The sequence below is a fragment of the Massilia sp. Mn16-1_5 genome (assembly GCF_004798585.1).
Lineage (GTDB): Bacteria > Pseudomonadota > Gammaproteobacteria > Burkholderiales > Burkholderiaceae_D > Telluria.
In genome coordinates, this window is sequence record NZ_PPXQ01000010.1 from 180,887 (window position 1) to 197,167 (window position 16,281).

16 protein-coding genes are annotated in these 16,281 nt (G+C 64.1%); 12 read left to right on the forward strand and 4 right to left on the reverse strand.

Annotated features, from left to right (window positions below):
- The first annotated feature begins 4 nt into the window (after window positions 1-4).
- From C2862_RS14035 to C2862_RS14070, 8 genes are all read left to right on the forward strand, one after another.
- The gene (locus C2862_RS14035) at window positions 5-1,153 is read left to right on the forward strand and encodes a heme A synthase (RefSeq protein WP_136220747.1); all 1,149 of its coding nucleotides are present in this window, start codon (window positions 5-7) and stop codon (window positions 1,151-1,153) included.
- Entirely contained in the window at window positions 1,150-2,040 is an 891-nt protein-coding gene (gene cyoE, locus C2862_RS14040) for a heme o synthase (RefSeq protein WP_136220748.1), read from the forward strand. The genes C2862_RS14035 and cyoE overlap by 4 nt, the downstream gene beginning before the upstream one ends.
- 15 nt (window positions 2,041-2,055) lie before the next feature.
- Window positions 2,056-2,643 carry an SCO family protein gene (locus C2862_RS14045; RefSeq protein WP_136220749.1) on the forward strand — a complete coding sequence of 196 codons (588 nt, stop codon included), beginning with the start codon at window positions 2,056-2,058 and terminating at the stop codon, window positions 2,641-2,643.
- Window positions 2,644-2,675: 32 nt separating this feature from the next.
- Entirely contained in the window at window positions 2,676-3,749 is a 1,074-nt protein-coding gene (locus C2862_RS14050; RefSeq protein WP_136220750.1) for an AI-2E family transporter, read from the forward strand.
- A 76-nt stretch (window positions 3,750-3,825) separates the two neighbouring features.
- On the forward strand, window positions 3,826-4,257 hold the full coding sequence (locus C2862_RS14055) for a DUF2231 domain-containing protein (RefSeq protein ID WP_136220751.1): 432 nt from the start codon (window positions 3,826-3,828) through the stop codon (window positions 4,255-4,257).
- Window positions 4,254-5,546: a sorbosone dehydrogenase family protein gene (locus C2862_RS14060; protein ID WP_136220752.1), complete on the forward strand. Its 1,293-nt coding sequence runs from the start codon at window positions 4,254-4,256 to the stop codon at window positions 5,544-5,546. Before C2862_RS14055 ends, C2862_RS14060 begins: the two co-directional genes overlap by 4 nt.
- A gap of 75 nt (window positions 5,547-5,621) precedes the next feature.
- Window positions 5,622-6,386 (forward strand): AraC family transcriptional regulator, encoded by a 765-nt coding sequence (locus C2862_RS14065; protein WP_136220753.1) that lies wholly within the window; start codon window positions 5,622-5,624, stop codon window positions 6,384-6,386.
- Between the two features lie 58 nt (window positions 6,387-6,444).
- Window positions 6,445-7,383 (forward strand): DMT family transporter, encoded by a 939-nt coding sequence (locus C2862_RS14070; protein WP_136220754.1) that lies wholly within the window; start codon window positions 6,445-6,447, stop codon window positions 7,381-7,383.
- Between the two features lie 142 nt (window positions 7,384-7,525).
- Here C2862_RS14070 and C2862_RS14075 read toward each other — a convergent pair whose 3' ends face one another.
- The 4 genes from C2862_RS14075 to nhaR all read right to left on the reverse strand — a co-directional run bounded on the left by C2862_RS14075 (window position 7,526) and on the right by nhaR (window position 12,284).
- The gene (locus C2862_RS14075) at window positions 7,526-9,079 is read right to left on the reverse strand and encodes an ATP-binding protein (protein ID WP_136220755.1); all 1,554 of its coding nucleotides are present in this window, start codon (window positions 9,077-9,079) and stop codon (window positions 7,526-7,528) included.
- On the reverse strand, window positions 9,076-9,888 hold the full coding sequence (locus C2862_RS14080; protein WP_136220756.1) for an alpha/beta fold hydrolase: 813 nt from the start codon (window positions 9,886-9,888) through the stop codon (window positions 9,076-9,078). The genes C2862_RS14075 and C2862_RS14080 overlap by 4 nt, the downstream gene beginning before the upstream one ends.
- 93 nt (window positions 9,889-9,981) lie before the next feature.
- The gene (locus tag C2862_RS14085) at window positions 9,982-11,328 is read right to left on the reverse strand and encodes a hemolysin family protein (protein WP_136220757.1); all 1,347 of its coding nucleotides are present in this window, start codon (window positions 11,326-11,328) and stop codon (window positions 9,982-9,984) included.
- Between the two features lie 68 nt (window positions 11,329-11,396).
- Window positions 11,397-12,284: a transcriptional activator NhaR gene (gene nhaR / locus C2862_RS14090; protein WP_136220758.1), complete on the reverse strand. Its 888-nt coding sequence runs from the start codon at window positions 12,282-12,284 to the stop codon at window positions 11,397-11,399.
- A gap of 116 nt (window positions 12,285-12,400) precedes the next feature.
- Between nhaR and C2862_RS14095 the strand changes: the two genes are divergently transcribed.
- The 4 genes from C2862_RS14095 (at window position 12,401) to C2862_RS14110 (ending at window position 15,729) form a co-directional block, all read left to right on the forward strand.
- A complete protein-coding gene (locus C2862_RS14095; RefSeq protein WP_136220759.1) occupies window positions 12,401-13,468 on the forward strand; it encodes a DUF475 domain-containing protein in 1,068 nt (355 codons plus the stop codon).
- 332 nt (window positions 13,469-13,800) lie between these two features.
- Entirely contained in the window at window positions 13,801-14,376 is a 576-nt protein-coding gene (locus tag C2862_RS14100; RefSeq protein ID WP_136220760.1) for a TerD family protein, read from the forward strand.
- Window positions 14,377-14,434: 58 nt separating this feature from the next.
- The gene (locus C2862_RS14105) at window positions 14,435-15,130 is read left to right on the forward strand and encodes a TIGR00266 family protein (protein ID WP_136220761.1); all 696 of its coding nucleotides are present in this window, start codon (window positions 14,435-14,437) and stop codon (window positions 15,128-15,130) included.
- 17 nt (window positions 15,131-15,147) lie between these two features.
- Window positions 15,148-15,729: a TerD family protein gene (locus C2862_RS14110; protein WP_136220762.1), complete on the forward strand. Its 582-nt coding sequence runs from the start codon at window positions 15,148-15,150 to the stop codon at window positions 15,727-15,729.
- Window positions 15,730-16,281 lie beyond the last annotated feature (552 nt).

The following is a 16,281-nucleotide window of genomic DNA, read 5'->3' on the forward strand; positions in this document are numbered from 1 at the left end:
GGACATGCATCCTTCGACTTTGCTCCAGCTGGCCCTGATGGGCATCTTTGTCGCCAGCATCCCCCTGACCATGGTCTGGCTGTCGAACGACGCCAACAAGTACCGTAAACTCGTCTGGGTGATGGTGTTCTTGACCTTCGACCTGATCGTATTCGGCGGCTTTACCCGGCTCACCGACTCGGGCCTGGGCTGCCCCGACTGGCCGGGCTGCTACGGCGCGGCGAACCCCTTCATCGCGCACGAGCAGATCGCCGCGGCCGAGGCCCTGATGCCGACCGGACCGGTGACCAAAGTGAAAGCCTGGATCGAGATGATCCACCGCTACCTCGCGATGGGTATTGGCGTATTGATCATGGCGCTGATGTTCCAGGCCATCCGCCAGTGGAGAAAAACGCGCCAGCAGGCCTTCGCTCCGGCGCTGCCGGTGGCGCTGTTCCTGTTCGTCTGCGTGCAGGGCGCCTTCGGTGCCTGGACCGTGACCCTCAAGTTGCAGCCGGTGATCGTCACCATCCACCTGCTGCTGGGCATGCTGCTGTTGTCGATGCTGGTCTGGCTGGGCGAGCGCGAGAATCACCTGATGAAGCCGCTGGCGCCGAGCCCCAAGCTGGCGACAGTAAAGTCCCTGCGCACGCTGGCACTGCTGGCCGCGGCCGTGCTGCTGGTCCAGATCGCATTGGGCGGGTGGGTGAGCACTAACTACGCAACCCTGGCCTGCGACGAATTCCCGCTCTGCGACGGCAAGTTCGTCCCCGAAATGGATTTCGAACACGGCTTTACTTTGTGGCGCGAACTGGGCAAGACGGCCGCGGGCCATTACTTGCAATTCTCGGCCCTGGTCGCGATCCATTGGGTGCACCGCAACTTTGCCGTCGTGGTGACCCTGGTGCTGGGACTGACGGCCTGGCGCGCCTGGCGCCAGCCGGCGCTGCGCAAGACGGCGAAATTGATTGCCCTGGTGTTGCTGGTCCAGCTGTTCACGGGCGTGGCGACGGTGTTTTTCGACTTCCCGCTGGCCATTGCCGTGTTGCATAACGCCGGGGCTGCTCTCCTCGTCCTGCTGGTGACCATGTTAAACTACAAGGTCAAGCACTTGCTCGACGTGTCGCAGCGCGTCCCCGCGAATGCCGACGTTCCTGCGAACTCGTATCGATGACCACCCAGACCGCCCTCCACTCCACCAGCCGCTTCTCCCAATACTGGACGCTGACCAAGCCCCGGGTGACCCAGCTCGCCGTTTTCTGCGCCATCATCGGCATGTTCCTGGCGACCGACGGTTTCCCCGGCTGGCGCGTGCTGGTCGCCGGCACGATCGGGATCTGGCTGCTGGCGGGCGCCGCCTTTGCCGTCAACTGCCTGATCGAAGCCGAGATCGACGCCCGCATGGCCCGTACCGCACGGCGCGCCACCGCGCGCGGCGAACTGACGCGCAACCAGACCCTGGTCTTCTCCGCCATCATCGGCGGCCTCGGCATGTGGGTGCTGTACGCCTTCGTCAATCCGCTGACGATGTGGCTGACCTTCGTCACCTTCGTCGGCTATGCCGTCATCTACACGATCTACCTGAAACCGGCGACGCCGCAGAACATCGTCATCGGCGGCCTGTCGGGCGCGATGCCGCCGGCGCTGGGCTGGGCGGCGGTCGCGAACGAGGTGCCGATGCAGGCCTGGCTGCTGGTGCTGATCATTTTCGTCTGGACCCCGCCGCACTTCTGGGCGCTGGCCATGTACCGGCGCGAGGACTATGCGCGCTCGGGCCTGCCGATGCTGCCGGTGACCCACGGCATGGCCTATACCGGCCAGCAGGTCTGGCTGTATTCGCTGGCGCTGTTCGCCACCGCCTTGCTGCCCTGGATCGTGCGCATGAGCGGCCTGATCTACCTGGTTGCCGCCATCATCCTGAACGCGATTTTCCTGCGCCACGCCTGGCGCGTGCACAAGCACTACAGCGACCAGGTGGCGCGCAAGGCCTTTGCTTATTCGATCGTCTACCTGTCGCTGCTGTTTGCGGCGCTGCTGGTCGACCATTATTTTCGGTTTTAATTCGCAAGTTCTGCCATGAAAAGACTGATTACCGCCGGGATGATCGCGCTGGCGCTGCTGTCCGCCGGCTGCGACAAGCTGTCCTCGAAACCTGTCGCCTTCCAGAACACGGACCTGACCGGCCTCGATTATGCGAAAGGCTTTTCGCTGACCGACCATAACGGCAAGCCGCGCACGCTGGCCGACTTCAAGGGCAAGGTGGTGGTGCTGTTCTTCGGCTACACCCAGTGCCCGGATGTCTGCCCGACCACGATGGCCGAGATGGCCGCCGTGATGAAGGAACTCGGCCCCTCGAGCAACGAGGTGCAGGTGCTGTTCGTCACCCTCGACCCGGAGCGCGACACCCAGGAACTGCTGGCTTCCTATGTGCCTGCGTTCGACAAGCGCTTCCTCGGCCTGCGCGGCACGCCGGAACAGACGGCGGCCACGGCCAAGGAATTCAAGGTGTTTGTCTCGAAGGTGCCGGGCAAGGAGCCGGGCAGCTATACGGTCGACCACACGGCCGGCAGCTATGTGTTCGACAAGGAAGGGCGCGTGCGCCTGTTCCTGCGCCATGGCCAGGGTCCCGCTCCCGTCGTGCACGACCTGCGCCAGCTGTTATGATTGTCTTGTAAAGACAATCTCTTACGGCTGGCATGGAACCACGCTCAGGCAGGAACTACACGCGCATCGCCACGGTCGTCCTGCTCACGCTGGGCTGCCTCTGGGTGCTGAAACCCTTCCTGCCCGCGATCCTGTTCGCGGCCGCCGTCGTCATTTCCTCCTGGCCCTTGTACCTGCGCCTGCTGCGCGCGATGCAGGGACGCCGCTCGCTGGCGGCGCTGACGATGACGCTCTCGCTGACCCTGCTCGTCATCATCCCGCTGGCCATCGTTGCCTACAACCTGGCCGACGACGTCGCCACCACCTTCGGCCAGCTGCGCTATGCCATCGAGCACGGCGCCCTCGTGCCCCCTGGCTGGGTGCGCGAGCTGCCCTTCATCGGCGATACCCTCGACATCTATTTGCGCCAGCTGGTTGCCAGCCGCGACCAGATGCTGGAACTGGCCCAGCGCATGGTCGAACCGGCGCGCCACTACCTGATGGCCGGCGGCCTGATGCTCGGTACCGGCGTGGTGCAGATGAGCCTGGCCGCATTCGTCAGCTTCTTCCTGTACCGCGACGGCCACGCGCTGATCGCGGTCACAAGCAGCATGATGGCCAAGGTGATGGGCGAGGGCGCCGAATCCGTGTCCGACACGATCAGCCAGACGACGCGCGGCGTCATGTACGGCCTGCTCGGTACGGCCCTGGCCCAGGCGCTGGTGGCCGCGATCGGCTTCTCGATGGCCGGCGTGCCGGCCGTGCCGCTGCTGTCGGTGCTGGTGTTCGTCACCTCGCTGGTGCCCTTCGGTCCGCCGTTGATCTGGGGCAGCGCCACGATCTGGCTGTTCTCGCAGGGCGAGACGGGCTGGGGCATCTTCATGCTGATCTGGGGCACCTTCCTGATCAGCGGCGTCGACAACGTCGTGCGCCCGATGCTGATCAGCCGCGGCACCAGTTTGCCCTTCCTGCTGACATTGCTTGGCGTGCTCGGCGGCGTGATCGCCTTCGGCTTTGTCGGCATGTTCATCGGGCCGGTGCTGCTGGCGGTGGGCTATTCCTTGATGAGCGAATGGACGGGGACGCGCGATCCGATCGTGAAGCAGAAAGGGGAGCAGGAAGCCTGAGGTGAGTTAATTATGCGACAGCATTTTCGCCTAGCCGATATGCTTTGCATAACAATAATCATCATGAGGACCTGCCATGTCTACCGCAACGACGGCCACCCCGGTCTACCGCAGCCCGCCAGGGCTGCTGCACACGATCCTGCTTGCCGGATCAGTGCCTTTGTTCCTCGGCGCATTGCTGAGTGATATCGCTTATCACAACACCTACCAGATCCAGTGGAGCAATTTCGCCTCCTGGCTGCTCGCAGGTGCCGAGCTGTTCGCCGGTCTCGCCCTGTTGGGCGCGCTGATTGGACTGGTGCGGTCGCCGCGCAAGGGCGGGCAGCCGCTGACCTACTTCCTGTTGCTGCTCGTGACCTGGGTGCTGGGCCTGGTCAACGCCTTCCAGCATGCGAAGGATGCCTGGGCCGTCATGCCGGCGGGCCTGGTGCTGTCGGTCATCGTCACCATCCTGATCCTGGTGACCGCCTGGATCGGCCTGCAGCCACGTGCGGGAGGTGTGCAATGAAACGCGCGAACGTTTTGATCGTCATGGGTATGGCGCTGCTGCTGGGCGCCTGCAGCGACGAAGGCAGCAAGACCCTGTCGATCGGCCCGGATCCGAAGATGCCGGAACCGCACCGCGGCCTGCTGCCCGACATGAAGATCGCCGAGCCGGAGGCCTGGGGCACTCGCAAGCCGACCGTGCCGCAGGGTTACACCATCACCGCGATCGCGACCGACCTGGCGATTCCGCGCCAGACCCTGGTGCTGCCGAACGGCGACATCATCGTGGCGGAAGGCCGTGGCGGCAGCGCGGCCAAGCTGAAACCGAAGGATGTGATCGCCGGCTACATCAAGGCCAAGGGCAATACCAAGGTCAAGAGCGGCAACCGCCTGACCCTGCTGCGCGACGCCGACAAGGACGGCACGTATGAACTCAAGACGGTGTTCGCGGACAAGCTGAACGCCCCTTACGGCTTGGCCTTCGCCAACGGCAAGCTGTACGTCGCCAACCAGGATGCCCTGGTCAGCTTCGACTATACCGAGGGCCAGACCAAGGCCGGCGGCCCGCCGAAGACGATCACGCAGCTGCCGTCCGAGATCAACCACCACTGGACCAAGTCGCTGGCCCTCAGCCCCGACGGCCGCTTCGCCTATGTCGGCATCGGCTCGAACAGCAACATCACCGAGCGCGGCATGGAAGCGGAAGTGGACCGCGCGATGATCTGGCAGATCGACGTCAACACGGGCGCCCACCGGCCGTATGCCACCGGCGTGCGTAATCCGACGGCCCTGGCGATCCAGCCGGAAACCGGACAGCTGTGGGCCGTGGCCAACGAGCGCGATGAAATCGGCCCCGACCTGGTGCCGGACTACCTGAGTTCGATCCGCGACGGCGGCTTTTACGGCTGGCCGTACAGCTATTGGGGCCAGAACGTCGATAACCGCGTCCAGCCGGGCAACCCGGAAAAGGTCGCCGCCGCCATCAAGCCCGACTACAGCCTGGGCGCCCACGTCGCCGCGCTGGGCGTGAGCTTCTCGGCACCGGTCATGGGCGGCGCCTTTGCGAACGGCGCCTTCGTCGGCGAACACGGCAGCTGGAACACGAACAACCCGGTGGGGTACAAGGTGGTCTTCGTGCCCTTCAACGGCGGACGTCCTGCCGGTCCGGCGGTCGATTTCGTGACCGGGTTCCGCGACAGCGACGGCAAGACGCGTGGGCGGCCGGTCGGCGTGACGGTCGATCCGCGCGGGGCGCTGATCGTGGCGGATGACCTGGCGAATACCATTTGGCGGGTGACGCCGGCTCGCTGAGCCGCGCCTGGTGAGGAGGCGTCCGGCGCCTCCTCATGCTAGACTTTTCGCTTCATCTGTAGGCCGGACACCGTCGTGGCACTTTCAGGAACCTCACCCTTCGACATCGAAATCCGCTCCTATGCCGAAGAACGGGAGCCGGATCGCCATACTTACGCCCAGCTCGTGCTGCCGGTAGCGGGAGACGTCCAGCTTGCCATCGAGGGGCGTGGCCGGCGCCTCGATCCTTTACAAGGCGCCTTCGTGCCGGTCGGGGCCTGGCATGCGCAGTCGAGCGAGGCGTGCAACCGGTCGCTGATCCTCGATATCGATGCCGCGGCGCTGACGCACGCGGGCTGGCAGCGGCTGCAGGAAAAGCCGTTCACGGCGATCACCCCGGCGGCGCGCAAGCTGATCGAGTTCATGGAGCTGGTCACCGAGCAGCGCGCCGTCCAGGCGGCGCATCTTGCCGGCTGGGTGCCGCTGCTGCTCGATACGCTGGCCCTGGGCGCGCCGCAGCCGCGTTCGCGCCTGGCTGCGCTGCTGGCGCGGGTCGAGGCCAATCCCGGCAATCCGTGGTCGACCGAATCGATGGCGCAGTGCGCGCGCATCAGCGTCAGCCGTCTTCACGCGCTGTTTCGCGAGGAGCTTGATACGAGTCCGCATGCCTGGCTGCTGCAACAGCGCGTCGACTTCGCCTGCCGCATTCTCGCCGGTACCAATCGTTCGATCGCCGACGTGGCGCAGGCGGCCGGCTTTTCCGACCAGAGCGCGCTGACGCGGGCCATGCGCCAGGGGCTCGATGTGACACCGGCGGCCTATCGCCGTGCAATGCGAGAGAATGCGACAAGGATTCGGTAGTTCCCGCCAAGACTGCTCCTCGACGGCCGTCCAGAATCAAGGCTGACAGGAGAATCACATGAACATCAACAAACACTGGCTCGGCATCGGTGCCGGCATTGCCGCGGGCGCCGTCTGGGGCCTGGTTTTTCTCGCCCCGAAACTCACCCCGGGCTTCACGCCGCTGCAGCTATCGGCCGGCCGCTATCTCGCCTATGGCCTGGTGGCCGCGGCCTTGTTGGCGCCGACCTGGCGCCGCGTGGCGGCCCGCTTGAGCCGCACCGAGTGGCAGGCGCTGGTCTGGCTCGCCTTGTGCGGCAACATCGTTTATTACCTGTTCCTAGCCACTGCGGTGCAGCAGGGCGGCGTGGCGATGGCTTCGCTCGTGATCGGCTTCCTGCCGGTGGCCGTGACCCTGGTCGGGAGCCGCGACCGGCATGCGGTGCCGCTGCGGCGGCTGCTGCCCTCGCTGGTGCTGAGCATTGCCGGGCTGCTGTGCATCAGCGGGGAATCGGTCTTCAGGGCGGGGGCGGGTTCCTTGCTGGGACTGGGCTGCGCCTTCGGGGCGCTGGTGTCGTGGACGATCTATGCGGTGGCCAACAGCCGCTGGCTGGCGCGGCTGCAGAACGTGTCGGCGCACGAGTGGAGTTTGCTGGTGGGTGTGGTGACCGGTGTCGAGGCGGTGGTACTGGCGGTGCCGGCATTCATGGGGACGCAGGCGGGGCACTCGGAGGCGGACTGGATGGCGTTTGCCGGCATCGTGACGACGGTGGCGGTCCTGTGCTCGGTGGTCGGCAACGGGCTCTGGAATGTGGCGAGCCGTGTGCTGCCGCTTAGCCTGATGGGGCAGATGATCGTATTCGAGACCGTGTTCGCGGCGCTGTATGGATTTCTGTGGGAGGGGAGGTGGCCGACGATGGGGGAGAGCGTGGCGATGGTGTTATTGTTGGCCGGAGTCGTGTCGTGTGCGTCGGTGCACCGGGCGAAGAATGAGTGCTTGTCCGAGGCAGTCGCGTAACGTAGGGTGGAGTCCCGACTCCACGCGTCGACAGCGCATCCCGATCGAAACGCGTTATCTCAACGCGAACCGTGCACCGCGTGGAGTCAGGACTCCACCCTACGGTGCGCATCGGTATCGATAAAATAGTTTAGTTAGTTCGTCACCGGGCCGCCAACAGCGCTCGCAGCTTGTCGAAATCGATCGGCTTGGTGAGATGGTGATCGAAGCCGGCATCAAAGGCGAGCTGCTTGTCCGCCTCCTGTCCCCAGCCGGTAGCCGCAATCAGCAGCATGTCGGCGCCCCCCGGCAGCCGGCGTACGCGCCGCGCCAGTTCGTAGCCGTTCATGTCGGGCAGGCCGATGTCGAACAGGGCGACTTGCGGCGTGAAGCGCTCCAGCAGGTCGAGCGCTGCGGCGCCGTCGTGGGCGACGCGGGCGATGCAGCCGGAGAGTTCGAGGAACATCTGCAGGGTCTCGGCGGCGTCGACGTTGTCGTCGACCACCAGCACGCTGGCCGGGCGCACGGCGTCGTGGGCCGCCTCCAGCGAATCGGGCGTGACCTGGACCGCTGCCAGCGGCAGGCGCACCGTGAAGGTGCTGCCGCGGCCTTCGCCTTCGCTCGCGGCGGTGACGCTGCCACCGTGCAGGCCGACGATGCCGCGCACCAGGGCCAGGCCGATGCCGAGGCCTCCCTTCGAACGGTCGAGCGCCGGTTTCAGTTGCGAGAACATGTCGAACACGCTGTCCAGCGCATGCGCCGGGATGCCGATGCCGCTGTCGCGCACATGGATGACCGCCTCGCGGCCTTCGATATCGAGTCCCAGCGCGATGGCGCCGCCGTGCGGGGTGTACTTGCAGGCGTTGGTCAGCAGGTTGACGACGACCTGGAACAGGCGCGTCGGATCGGCATCCACCACCGCATGCGGTGCCGCGATCTCGACCGCCAGCACATGCCTGGCCGCGCGCATGCCGGCCGCCACGTCCTCGAGCGCGCCGCGCACGATGTCGGCCAGCAGCACGGGCTCGCGCCGCAGCTCCATGCGGCCTTGCGTGATGCGCGAGACTTCCATCAGGTCGTCGACGAGGTGAGTGAGGTGATGCAGCTGGCGGTCGAAAACGTCGAGCAGGGGCCGCTTTTCGGCGCCGGCTTCGAGTTTCAGCACCTCGATGGCGCTGCGCATCGGCGCCAGCGGGTTGCGCAGCTCGTGCGACAGGGTGGCGAGGAATTCGTCCTTGCGGCGGTCGGCGTCGGACAGGGCGACGTTCAACTCTCGCAGCCGGGTTTCGGCGTCGAGCCGGGCCTCGAGGGCCTGCTCGGCGCTCTTGCGCGCGGCCAGCAGCTCGCGTTCGTAGGAGCGGCGCTCGTTGACGGCGAACAGCGCCCACTCGTTGAAGACCTCACCGTCCTGCATGCGGCGCACGATGTTCACCAGGACCGGCATGCGCTGCCCGGCGCTGTCGCGGATCTCGACCTGCAGCTGCGCCACCGAGCCCTGCACCTGCAGCAGCGGCAGGCAGTGGGTCTGGTGGAACAGGCGCGTGCCGACCGGCAGGCGGTCCTGGATGCGGACCTTGCCGACCAGGGCGCCGGCCGAATAGCCGAGCCAGCGGCACAAGGTCGCGTTCGCGCGCAGGATCAGGCCGGCGCCGTCGGTCAGCAGCAGGCCGCAAGGGGCGTGCTGGTAGAGCGTATCGTCGCCGGGCAACTCGTTCACACCTGCGCCTTTAGTACATCGAGGAAGTCCTGGATCAGGCGCGTGCATTCCTGCGGCGCGCTCATGTGCGGACAATGGCCGACGTTACGCACCAGTTCCAACCGGCTGCCAACGAGCTTCGTGCGCAGGTAGTCGCCCACTTCGCGCGGCGCGATCAGGTCGTCGCTGCATTGCAGGATCAGGACCGGCACTTGCGCCGGCGCGTGCGCGAGGTCGGCGCGGTGGTCCGACAGGAAAGTGACGCGGCCGAAGTGCCTGGCGATGGCGGGATCGTTGCGGCAGAAGTTGTTGGTCAGTTCGATGCCCAGGTGCGGCAGGTTGGGCGCGCCCATGATCACGGGCGCCATGCTGCTCGACCAGCCGAGGTAGTTGGCATCCATGGTCTCGATCAGCTCCTCGATGTCGCCGCGGCTGAAGCCGCCGCGATAGTCGCCTTCGTCAATGTAGCAGGGAGAAGGCGCGATCATCACCTGGGCCAGGAAACGCTCGGGCGCCTTGATCGCGGCCAGCATGCCGATCATGGCGCTCACCGAATGGCCGATGTACACGACCGGGCCGCCCACCTCGTCGATGATCTCGAGCAGGTCGTCGGCATAGCCGTGCAGGCTGCCGTGGCGCTGGCGGTCGTGGGCGGAGAGGTCGGAATTGCCGCTGCCGGTGAGGTCGAAGGCGACGACCCGGTAGCGGTCTTCGAAGGCCGGCGTCATGAAGCGCCAGACGACCTGGTCGCAGCCGAAACCGTGGGCGAAGAGGAGGGTGGTGGAACCCGTGCCCGTGACGGTCACGTTGTTACGAAGACGCACGCTCATACGGGCTCACTGTGAACTAAGGCTATTGCCGACGAAACATTATACGCATGCAAATGCGACAGCGGTCCAGCGGTTTGTAACGCCTTTGTACGCTCAAGCGAGCTCGTCTTCGTCCTCGCCGCGTTCCAGGCGCGGAATCACTTTGACCAGCAGGATGCGCGGGCCATTGGTCTTCTTGACGACCACGTCGAACTTCGGGAACTCGATGCGCTGGCCCTGCTTCGGAATATCGCCCAGCTTCGCCATCAGGAGGCCGCCGACCGATTCGACGTCGTCCAGGCCCATCTCTTCGTTGTCGATGTCGATGCCGAGCAGGCGTTCCAGCGAATAGATCGGCAGCGAGGCCTTGCCGATATAGGTGCCGTCCGACTGCGGCAGCCAGTCGTTTTCGTTCATCCGGAACTCGTCGCGGATCTCGCCGACCATCGCGCCCAGCAGGTTGTCGAGGGTGATGAAGCCGACCGGGCGCTTGCCCTTCTCGCCGATCAGGGCGAAGTGCGGGGCGCCGGAACGGAAGCGGCGGAAGATGTCCTGGGCCGGGGTGCGCGCCGAGATCGTCTCGACGGGACGCAGGAATTGCGACAGGTCGCTGATGTCCTTGCCCGACTGCTGGGCGAAGAACAGGTCCTTCAGGTGGATCACGCCCAGTACTTCTTCGCCTTCCTCGTCGAAATAGGGATAGCGCGAGAAACGGTTGCGGCGCACCGTGTCCAGGTTTTCCTCGATCGACAGGTCTTCGTGCAGGGCGATGACCTCATTGATCGGGCGCATCAGGTCGGACACGGCCATCTCGGAAAATTCCAGCGACTGGGCCAGGATGTGGCGCTCGTCGTGGGTGAATTTTTCCTTGCCGGTGCTGGTGTTGGTGCGCAGGATGAGTTTCAGTTCCTCGGTCGAATAATGGGTGTCGTGGCTGCCGGCGCCGGACAGGCCGGCCACGCGCAACGTGGCGTTGGCGCTGGCGTTGAGCAGCCAGATCGCCGGGTACATGGCCCAGTAAAAACCGTACAGGGGCAGGGCGCACCACATCGCGACCACTTCGGGAATACGGATCGCCAGCGACTTCGGCGCCAGCTCGCCGACGACAATGTGCAGGAAGGAGATGACGCTGAAGGCGATCACGAAGGACACGCCGTGGATGACCTGCGGGGAGGTCACGCCGGCAAAGGCGAACACTGGTTCGAGCAGGCTGGCAAAGGCCGGTTCGCCGACCCAGCCCAGACCCAGCGAGGCAAGGGTGATGCCGAGCTGGCAGGCGGAGAGATATTCGTCGAGCTGGCCGTGGACCTTGGCCAGGATGCGCCCGCGCAGTCCGGAAGTCTTGGCGATGGCGCGTACGCGGGTTTTACGTAAGGTGACGATGCCGAATTCGGCCGCCACGAAGAAGCCGTTCAGGACAACCAACAACAGGGCCAGAACGACAAATAAAAGATTTTCCATACAAACAGTGAGTTGAAGAAGGGTACTGCTGATGCCTATTGTACAACTCAACGAGCAGCAAGCTCTTCCTAGTGCATAGAGGCAAGAATTGCTTCGACCGCCGGATGCTGGATTTTCCGCTCGTTCGAGATCGCATAGAACTGCTCGCGCACCTGCGGCACCCGGCCGACCAGCACCGCCTGCAGCTGCTCGGCCAGGTCGCTGGCCAGCGCCGCCGGCGCGAAGAACAGGCCCAGGCCGCGGCGCCCAAAAGTATTCAACAAGGCGTTGTCCTCGAATTCGCCGACGATGTCGGGATGCACGCCCTGCAGCTCGAACCACTCGTCGATCTTGACGCGCAAGGCATTATTCCTCGTTGGCAGGAGGAAAGGCGCGCCATTCAAATTCTTCGGGAAATCCTGCTTGTAGGTCTCGGCCAAGGCTGCCGTTCCGACCACCGTCATCTCGCTTTCGAACAGCAGGTGGCTGAACACGCGCAGGGTGCTGCCGGTGGGCAGGGCGCGGTCGGTCAGCACCACGTCGAGCTTATGCAGGGCCAGGTCGGCCAGCAGGGCTTCGTACTCGTCCTCGTGGCAGACCAGGCGTACCGGCGTGCTCAGCTGGGTGGTGGCTTCCAGCAGGCGGTAGGCGGTTAGTTTAGGTAGGGAATCGGAAATCCCGACCGAGACGCGGGTGCGCAGGGTCGAGGACTGGTCGAGCGCATCCTGCATCTGCTCGCCTAGGAGAAAGATCTGGTCGGCATAGGTGCGCGCCAGCTCGCCCGCGTCGCTCAGCACCAGGCGCCGGCCCTGCTGGGTAAACAGCGATTTGCCCAGCGACTGCTCGAGCAGGGCGATCTGGCTGCTGACGGTCTGCACTGCCAAACCGAGCCGCTCGGCGGCGCGCGTGATGCTACCTTCCTTGGCGACCACCCAGAAATAGTACAAATGGCGGAAATTCGTACTCGCATTTTTCATCTCGACCCGATCTCTTCTGTTTTTCCGAAGTAATCCTTCGATTATCTTCGCTTTTTATATATGCCGCCAGGGCCTACACTGCGTCCTGTCAACTTTAACAACGAAGGGAAATCAATATGAAGCATTTCAGAGGGTCATTCCTCGTCACGATCATCTGTCTCGGATTGGCGGGCTGGTGGGGTTACGAGCATGGCGGCACGTCCGGTGCGCTGACGGCGATCGGTATCGCCACCATCCTGTCGATCATGGAAGTTTCGCTTTCCTTCGACAACGCCGTGGTCAATGCCTCGGTCCTGAAAGGCTGGAACGAGTTCTGGCTGAAGCTGTTCCTGGGCCTGGGCATGATCATCGCCGTGTTCGGTATGCGTCTGGTGTTCCCGATCGTCATCGTCGCAGTCGCGGCTGACCTCGGCCTGACCGAAGTCTGGAACCTGGCGCTGAACGATCCGAAGTCGTTCTCGGGCCACCTGACGGCGCACCATGCGGAAGTGGCGGCCTTCGGCGGTATGTTCCTGATGCTGGTCTTCCTGAACTTCCTGCTGGATGACGAGAAGGAAACCCACTGGCTGGGCAACTTCGAGAAAAAGCTCGGTTCCTTCGGCAAGGTGTCGTCGATCTCGGTGATGGTCTCGCTGGCGGCCCTGCTGTTCGCTTCGACCTTCGTTGACGAAGCCCAGCGCATGATCGTCCTGGTCGCCGGTATCTGGGGCATCCTGGTCTACGTCGGCGTGGACATGATCAGCAGCCTGCTGGAAAAGAGCGAGTCGGATGAGAGCAGCAATGTCGGCAACATGGTCAAGACCGGCGGTATCGGCGGCTTCCTGTACCTCGAAGTGCTCGACGCATCGTTCTCCTTCGACGGCGTGATCGGCGCCTTCGCGATCACCTCCGACGTCGTGATCATCATGCTGGGCCTGGCGATCGGCGCGATGTTCGTGCGTTCGATGACCGTCTTCCTGGTCAAGAAGGGCACGCTGGACGAGTTCGTGTACCTGGAGCACGGCGCGCACTACGCGATCGGTATCCTGGCCGTGATCATGCTGGCAAGTATGAAGTTCCACGTGCCTGAGCTGGTGACCGGTCTGACGGGTGTGGCCTTCATCGCGGCTTCGCTGTGGTCGTCGATCCAGCACAAGAAGAAGCATGCCGCGCTCGAAGGGCATGAAGTGAAAGAGCTGGCGTAAGCAGTAGGTCCACGCGGTGCGGCAGAGCAAGCGCCGTACCGCGTGGAGTCAGGACTCCAGTGAACACGTCATTGAGGCCATTGGCCTCAATGACCCCTACGTACCGGTAGTTTGCCGGTGCGGCGACCGGATACGGCGCACCACGAAAACCCGTGACGTAGGGTGGAGTCCTGACTCCACGCGTTCAGAGCAAGAACAGATTCACAGATTAACGCGGGAGCGCCCACACAAAGCGCTCCGCAACGAACCGCACGGCGAATGGCAGAACACCAGTTCGCTGCGCGTGACAACCCCGGTGTTCAAAAAGCAGTCCTCACTAAGGAGATACACAAATGGCAATCAGTCTGCAAAAAGGCGGCAACGTCAACCTGTCTAAAGAAGCCCCAGGCCTCACCAACCTGAAAGTCGGCCTGGGCTGGGACACCCGCGCCACCGACGGCGCCGCCTTCGACCTCGACGGCGCGGTGTTCATGCTGAACTCGTCGGGCAAGGTGCGCTCGGACGCCGACTTCATTTTCTATAACAACCTGAAGTCGGCCGACGGTTCCGTCGTCCACTCGGGCGACAACAAGACCGGCGAAGGCGCGGGCGACGACGAAGTCGTGGCAGTCGACCTGAGCAAGGTCCCGGCCGACGTCGACAAGATCGTGCTGGCCGTCACCATCCACGACGCCGAATCGCGCCGCCAGAACTTCGGCATGGTCGGCAAGGCCTTCATCCGCTGCCTCAACGCCAACGGCGATAGCGAGATCGCCCGCTACGACCTGTCGGAAGACGGCTCGACGGAAGCGGCAATGATCTTCGGCGAGGTGTATCGTAACGGCGCCGACTGGAAATTCCGCGCCATTGGCCAGGGCTTCCAGGGCGGCCTGGGGCCACTCGCCAAGAACTACGGCGTCAACGTTTAATTAACAAAGGTTCGCGGTCCCCACGACCGGGGACCGTCACTCAAGGAAGCTAGCCAACATGCCAACTTTTACCGTGACCGGGGACGTCGATCCCTTCCTGCACGTCTCGATGCGCCAGGGCGAAACCATCTATTGCGAATCCGACGCGATGGTGATGATGGAATCGACCCTCGACCTGAAGGGCAAGATGCGGGGCGGGCTCGGCAGCGCGCTGATGCGCACCTTCGCCAACGGCGAGTCCTTCTTCCAGCAGCACATCGAAGCCACCCGCGGCGCGGGCGACTGCCTGCTCTCGCCGACGCTGCCGGGTGCGATGCAGATCGTCGACGTCGGTCCGAACCAGTACATCATCAGCGACGGCGCCTTTGTCGCCGCCAGCTCGAACGTGGGCCTGAACGTGCGCACCCAGAGCATCGGCAACGCGCTGTTCGCCAACAGCGGCGGCTTCTTCGTCACCGAGACGAGCGGCCAGGGCCAGGTGGTGGTGTCGGGTTTCGGATCGATGTCGATGCTGGAAGTCGAACCGGGCAAGGACGCGATCATCGACAATTCGCACGTCGTGTGCTGGGACAGCACGCTACGCTACGAGATCTCGATCACGACCGGCACCAGCGGCGGCTTCCTGGGTAACCTGATCAACAGCCAAACCAGCGGCGAGGGCATGGTCCTGCGCTTCTCGGGCAAGGGCAAGGTCTACGTGTGTTCGCGTAACCGCGCCGCCTTCAAGGCCTGGATGCAGGCCCCCGCACGCTAAAAACTAGGAGAACCACAATGACTGTCAACCTGCAAAAAGGCCAGAAGATCTCGCTCTCGAAAGAGGGCGGCGGTGCGCTCACCCGTGTGACCATGGGCCTGGGCTGGGACGCCATCAAGTCGAAGGGCTTCCTCGGCTTCGGCGCCAAGACCGAAAGCGTCGATCTCGACGCCTCGGTGGTCCTGTTCGACGAGTCGAACCGTCCGGTCGACGTGGTCTGGTTCCGCCAGCTCAAGAGCAAGGACGGCAGCATCGTCCACACCGGCGACAACCGCACCGGCGCCGGCGATGGCGACGACGAACAGATCAACGTCGACCTGTCCGCCGTGCCGGGCAACGTGAAGTCGCTCGTGTTCACCGTGAACAGCTTCACTGGCCAGAACTTCTCGCAGGTGCAAAACGCCTACTGCCGCTTGCTCGACGCTTCCGGCAACAAGGAAGTCGCGCGCTACGACCTGTCGGTGCAGGGCGCCCACACGGCCCAGGTGATGGCCAAGCTGTACCGTCACAATGGCGAGTGGAAGATGCATGCGATTGGGGAGAATGCCAGCGGACGCACCTTCGACGACCTGATGCCGTCGATTACGCCGCATCTGTAATCGGGCGTTTGTCGCAATTGAAGAAACCGGGGATGCGTCTCCGGTTTTTTTTCGTGCCGATCCGGAGCGCTGACGAAGCCTTTATTTGTTGTGAAGTAGATACAGTCCTCTTTGTCCGGGTTTTCTGCCTGAAACCGTAATTTCTTGCCATCAATTCAATAGATGCTTAGAATATTTGCAACTAAAATTGGGGAGAGAGACGTTGAAACCAAATGCATTGTTGGCCTTGTCCGCTGCTGTTGTGTTGTCTGCCTGTGGAGGCGGCGGTGGCAATGGAGGGGCATCCGCTCCGATTGGCGCGAGTACCGTTGTGACTCCGGCGCCAGCGCCGAGCCTCCCGCCGGCAGGCAGCACGCCCGCCTCGCCGGTTCCCGCTCCTGTTGCCGAACCAGCGCCTGCTCCTGTTCCGGCCACGCCTCCCGTTGCACCTCCAGTGGCGCCTCCCGAGGTCGTCCCACCGACGGTGCCGGCTCCCCAGCCTGTCGTACCTGTCGTCGTGCCTCCAGCTAACCCGACACCGGTAAGCGAAACGCTGCCATCGCTTGCAGCGCC